This is a genomic window from Aliiroseovarius sp. B-4 (genome assembly GCF_056857795.1).
The window spans coordinates 1-5,008 of the sequence record NZ_JBSXNV010000003.1 but is presented as its reverse complement, the minus strand read 5'-3'; the positions used below and the strand labels follow the sequence as shown (position 1 = coordinate 5,008).

At 64.0% G+C, this 5,008-nt stretch carries 3 protein-coding genes; all 3 read left to right on the top strand.

From position 1 onward, the window contains the following. Window positions 1-269 precede the first annotated feature (269 nt). A complete protein-coding gene (locus AC13C8_RS00055) occupies window positions 270-863 on the top strand; it encodes a helix-turn-helix domain-containing protein (protein ID WP_482845984.1) in 594 nt (197 codons plus the stop codon). Then, the gene (locus AC13C8_RS00050; protein ID WP_482845983.1) at window positions 850-3,183 is read left to right on the top strand and encodes a relaxase/mobilization nuclease domain-containing protein; all 2,334 of its coding nucleotides are present in this window, start codon (window positions 850-852) and stop codon (window positions 3,181-3,183) included. The genes AC13C8_RS00055 and AC13C8_RS00050 overlap by 14 nt, the downstream gene beginning before the upstream one ends. Window positions 3,184-3,191: 8 nt before the next feature. Further along, the coding region (locus AC13C8_RS00045) for a type IV secretory system conjugative DNA transfer family protein (RefSeq protein WP_482845985.1) at window positions 3,192-5,008 on the top strand (1,817 nt) is incomplete at its 3' end.

The following is a 5,008-nucleotide window of genomic DNA, read 5'->3' as shown; positions in this document are numbered from 1 at the left end:
GGGGTTTGCGCCCGCCCGCGGTTCCGTCCGAACACATGGGTGTTCGGCCAGCCCCTCGGGCGGGGCTGGCGGACGGGACCCCTAGGACAGGTGGTGCACTCGGTGGTGAGGGCGGCAGAGCCGCGTCCCTGCGGGCCGCGGGGGAAGCGGACACCAAGGCTGCCTGAGCCTGAATGCGACGCAAGTATATAATTGACAGAGGGGTATATTATCGTAAGGTAGGGGCAGCCTTGGTGGAAGGTGGCAGGAAATAGGGGGTCTTTCTTCGCATGTCGCGCTCAAAACGTCTCACAGATGCGGACCGCATGGAGATCGTTCGCGAAGCTGCGGAAGGCATTTCCACTTCAGTGCTGGCGGAACGGTTTGGCGTGTCGGTGCGGGCGATTCAGTACACGCTCAAAGCCGATGCCGAGCGCCAGACGGATGCCGCAATTCCGGTCTCCGCTGTCAGTGTGAAGGTTACGGCTGCGGAGCTTGCGGCGCTCGACGAGGTGTTGGCCGAAGCCGGGATCGAGAGCCGGGCCGAGGGGCTGCGGCGGCTCATTCAGGCGGCAGGCGGCGTGTTTGTCCCGGACGCGCAGATGGCAGCAGAGATGGCGCGCTACCGCGCCTCGCTGCACGAGGTCGGCAATGGGGTCGCGCAGATTGCCAAGCAGATGACGCAGGCCAATCGGCGGGGGCAGGGGGCCGTGGGGGGCACGAGTGCCGAGTTCACCGAATTGCGCCTCGCGCAGATGCGCGGGCTGGCGCGGTTCATCCTGGATTCTGCTGACGAGATCGATCTGCTTCTGCGCCGCCGTCGGGACGCAATGCAGCTGCAGGCCACGGCCGCGCTGAGGGAGTTTGCCCATGCGGCTGAATGATGCCGTCCATGCCGTCACGGGCGAGGTCTTTCGGGATGGCTGGAGCCGCGTCCGGGGCTCAATGCAGGGGCTGCACGTGGCCAAGCAGACCCAGCTTGCGCGCGCGGCAGCAGGACATCGGCCAGCGGTCTTCAAGGCGATCAGAGGCGGGGGTACGCATACCAAATCGCAGCTCGCAAACCAGCTCGATTACCTCACCACCAAGTCCACACATATCGTGGACAGTAGCGGGTTCCTGGATGGCAAAGCGAAGCTCGAGTCGGGTGACATCAAGGACCTGACCGAGCGCTTTGCCAAACGGTGGGATGCGGGCTTCAAGCCCAAGCTCGGACAGACCACCCACATGCTCATGTCCTTCCCCATCGGCACGCGCGGGGAGGATGTGCGCGACATCGCGACGGATGTGGCCGAGCGGTTCTTCCAGACCGATGAGGGGCATTTCGACTACATCATCGCGGTGCATGAGGACCGCGATCACCCTCATGCGCATCTGGTGCTGAACCGCCGCTCGCAGGAAGGCGAGTTCTTCTTTCTGGGGCGCAACCACCGCTTCAACTATGACGACTTCCGCCTCGCCATGGTCGAGGAGGCGGAAAAGTATGGTGTGCGGCTGGAAGCCACGCGCCGGGTGGATCGCGGGGTTGTGCATTACCCAGCCCGCACAAGCGAGGTCTATGCCGCGAAAGAAGAAGGGCGCGCACCCCGCGAGCGCGAACGCGTGGGGCAGGATCTGACGCGGACGCTGGCGGAGATCGCCAACACCAGAACTGTCTACCATTCGCTTGCCGCGGAGGCCTCCCGGGAGGCCCGCGAGGATATCGCCGCGGCACTCTTCCGCGCGGGCGAGGTGTTGGCGCATGGCGGGCAGGTGGACCGAACAGGAGAAGTGTATATGGCCGAGGATCAAAGCTTTGAGGATTTGAGAAGCCTCTATGCGGAAAAGCTCGCGCGGGTGCAGGGCATGATCGCCGAGAAGTCTGACGCGGAACGTCCCGTGCTGGAAAAGCGCCTCATCGAGATCCAGACGCAGGTCCAGCACATGCAGCCCTTGGGGCTGCGATCATCCACGCTGTCAGAGACCCCCTCGGAGGGCGGGATCTATTCCGAAGCCAATATCGACGCCAGCCAGCGCGAGCGACTGGCCGAGCCCGACCTAAGATCGCGCATTGACGCGGCACTACGGGGCACGGGGATCAGCACATCGGAAGTGGTGGCCCGGATCGAGACGGGCGCGTCAAATGCAGCGCTCGAGCATCAATGGATCGCAGATGATCTCTCCAAAGTGGCCGAGGCGCGCGATCTGAACCTCGAACGCCGCGCTGATCTGGAACAGGCGCGCGACATTCTCAACGATGTGCATGTCGCGCTTGGTACGCTTTTGGAGCGCGAGAACGTGCTGCGCCGGGATGGCGTCATGGAAGCGGAACCGGTCAGCGAGCGGGTCCATTATCACCGGGACGCGGTCCGGGCGATGGAAGGGACAATCCGTCAGGAGATGCGCGCAGACGGCCTGACTGCGCAGCAGATCGAGGACCGGGACTGGGAGGTTGTCTCACGGGCGGAGCGCCGGATCGAGACGGAGCAGCGTGCATATCTCGAGGCACACCCAGATCTGCTCGCACGCCCTGGCGATGTGATTGACCGGTCTGAGCCTTACAGGGAGACCATTACCGATGCCGCCCGCGCCAGCGAGATCACCCGCGAGGTCGACCGGATCATGGAGGGACGCGACATCCGCACGCCCGTTGCAGATGCTGTCACGGATGAATTCAGGGAGCGCTATCCGGACATGCCGTCCCACCTCGCCCGCGGGCTTGGCGCGACCTACGCGGCCGTCGTCGAGATACGCGACACGGAGGTCATCAATCAGGTCCGCCGTGAAAACGAGATGCGCGACGGGCTTGGGTCTGGCACGCGCGACGCACTCCTCGCAGCCCGCGGTGAAACTGCGCCGCAGTCTGACCGTGCCGACCGCCTTGCAGACGAGATTACGCGTGTTCTGGAGCATGAGCGGGCGGGGGAGTTGTCCGCGCCCTTCGAGACCGAGGCGGAGCGGGACGCCTTCCGTGGCGAGATCGCGCGGGTGCTGGACGTTCGCCAACTCGACCGGCTCACATCCGGCGATGCCGATGCGCTGGACAAGGTTCTCGAGGACCGCCTCGACCGGCTCTATGTCGCCAAGGTCTACCTGCAATCGGATGCAGCGACGGCCAACACGGAGGCCTTGCGCCAGGTGGTCGATGATCTTGCCGAGACCGAATATGAAAAACACCGCACTGGCGATGTGGATGGCGAGATCGAGCGGGGTCAGGTCCATTGAGCGCCGCCATGGGAAAAGCGCGGATCGCAACAGGGGTCCTTCTGGTAACGCTGGTGACCGGGGCCATGGGCTATACCATCGCCTCGGCGGTGCTGACTTACCAGGATCTCGGCTTCGGGGCCGAGATCGACTTCGCCTATATCGCGCAAAACTATCTGGCGATCCTGGACCGCCGCCCGGAGGACGCCCAACTTATTCACTTGATCATTGGCAGCTTCGCCGCCGCCGGCCTGATGCTGAGCCTCGCCCTTTCAGGCTCGGCCCTCACACGCTTTGGCCAGACCCATTGGCAAAGTGCGCGCGAGATGAAGGCCAATGGCTTCTTCGGGGCGCCCGGGACCGGGTTCATCCTCGGCAAACTTGGGCCGCCCGGCTCCCGCGCCAATTACATTTGCTCCAAGGTCTTCCCCCATGCGCTGATTGTGGCGCCCACGGGCCGCGGCAAGACCACGGGCTTTGTCATTCCGAACCTGCTGACCTGGCAAGGCTCTGCCGTGACGCTCGATGTGAAGGGCGAGTGCTTCGAGGCCACGGCCCGGCACCGCGCAGCCCAGGGCGACAAGGTCTATCGCTTTGCCCCAACCGATTGGGAGGGCAAGCGCACGCATCGCTACAACCCGCTCCTGCGCATCTTTGAGCTGAAAGATCCCGCGCGCCAGCAGATGGAACTGCAGCTCCTGGCGACGCTGTTTCTGCAGAGCGACAATGACCGGGTGCAGGGGCTGCTCAAGGGCGGGATCGATCTCTTTGTGGCAGCAGGCCTGCTGGCGTTCCAGCGCAAGCGTCCGACCTTGGGCGAGATCTACCGCATCGCGGCCTCGGGCGGGAACAAGCAGAAGGAGTATTTCGCGCGCGGCCACGAGGTCGACAACCGGGCTGCCAAGCTGATCTTCACGCGTCTTGCCTCGACCAATAATGACACGCTGACCTCCTATGTCTCGCTCTTGATGACCTCGGGGCTCGATCAATGGCAGAACCCGGCGATCGATGAGGCGACGGCGGTGTCGGATTTTGATTTCCGCACGATCCGGAGAAAGCCCTTTTCGGTCTACCTCGTGGTCCAGCCGTTGATGGTGAAGCCGCTTGCGCCGCTGATCCGGCTCTTCTTCTCAGATCTCCTCTCGGCCATGCAGGAAAAGGATCCCGGGCCAGACGAGCCGTGGCCCGTGATGATCATGCTCGACGAGTTCAATCGTCTCGGCAAGATGCCCATCGTGGTCGAGAGTATCGAGACCCTGCGCACCTATCGCGGCCATCTGGCCGTCGTCACCCAGACCATCCCCGCCCTCGATGAAATCTACGGCGAGAACACCCGCCGCGCCCTGCAGGGCAACGCGGGCGTGAAACTCTATCTCACGCCTTCTGATGAAAAAACCGTCGAGGAGCTGAGCAAGGCGGTTGGCAAGACCACGAAGACCGTCATCACGCGATCCCAGCCCATCGGCAAGAACCCCTTCGAGGGCCGTAGCCAGTCCACCCGGACCGAAGAAAGCTCTCTCCTGCCCGAGGATGAGGCGCGCCGCCTACCGCTCGACGAGATCGTCATGGTCATCGATGCCCAGATGCCGGTCCGCGCGAAGCGGATCCAATATTTTGAGGATCGGCTGTTCAAGGCGATCCACGCGGCGCAATCAGGCGAGTTGCCGTTTCCGAAGCCGGGGGGAGGGGGATCGCAAGGCACGCTGCCGCTGAGTGTGCGCGCCATGCCGATGACGCCGCCGTCGGATGGGCCAGGGGGAACAGAAGCCGATGTGGAGAGGGCAAGCCAGGCTGGCGATGGTCAACCGTCAGGCCAAGCCGACGCCGCTCCAAAGAAGACCGCGCC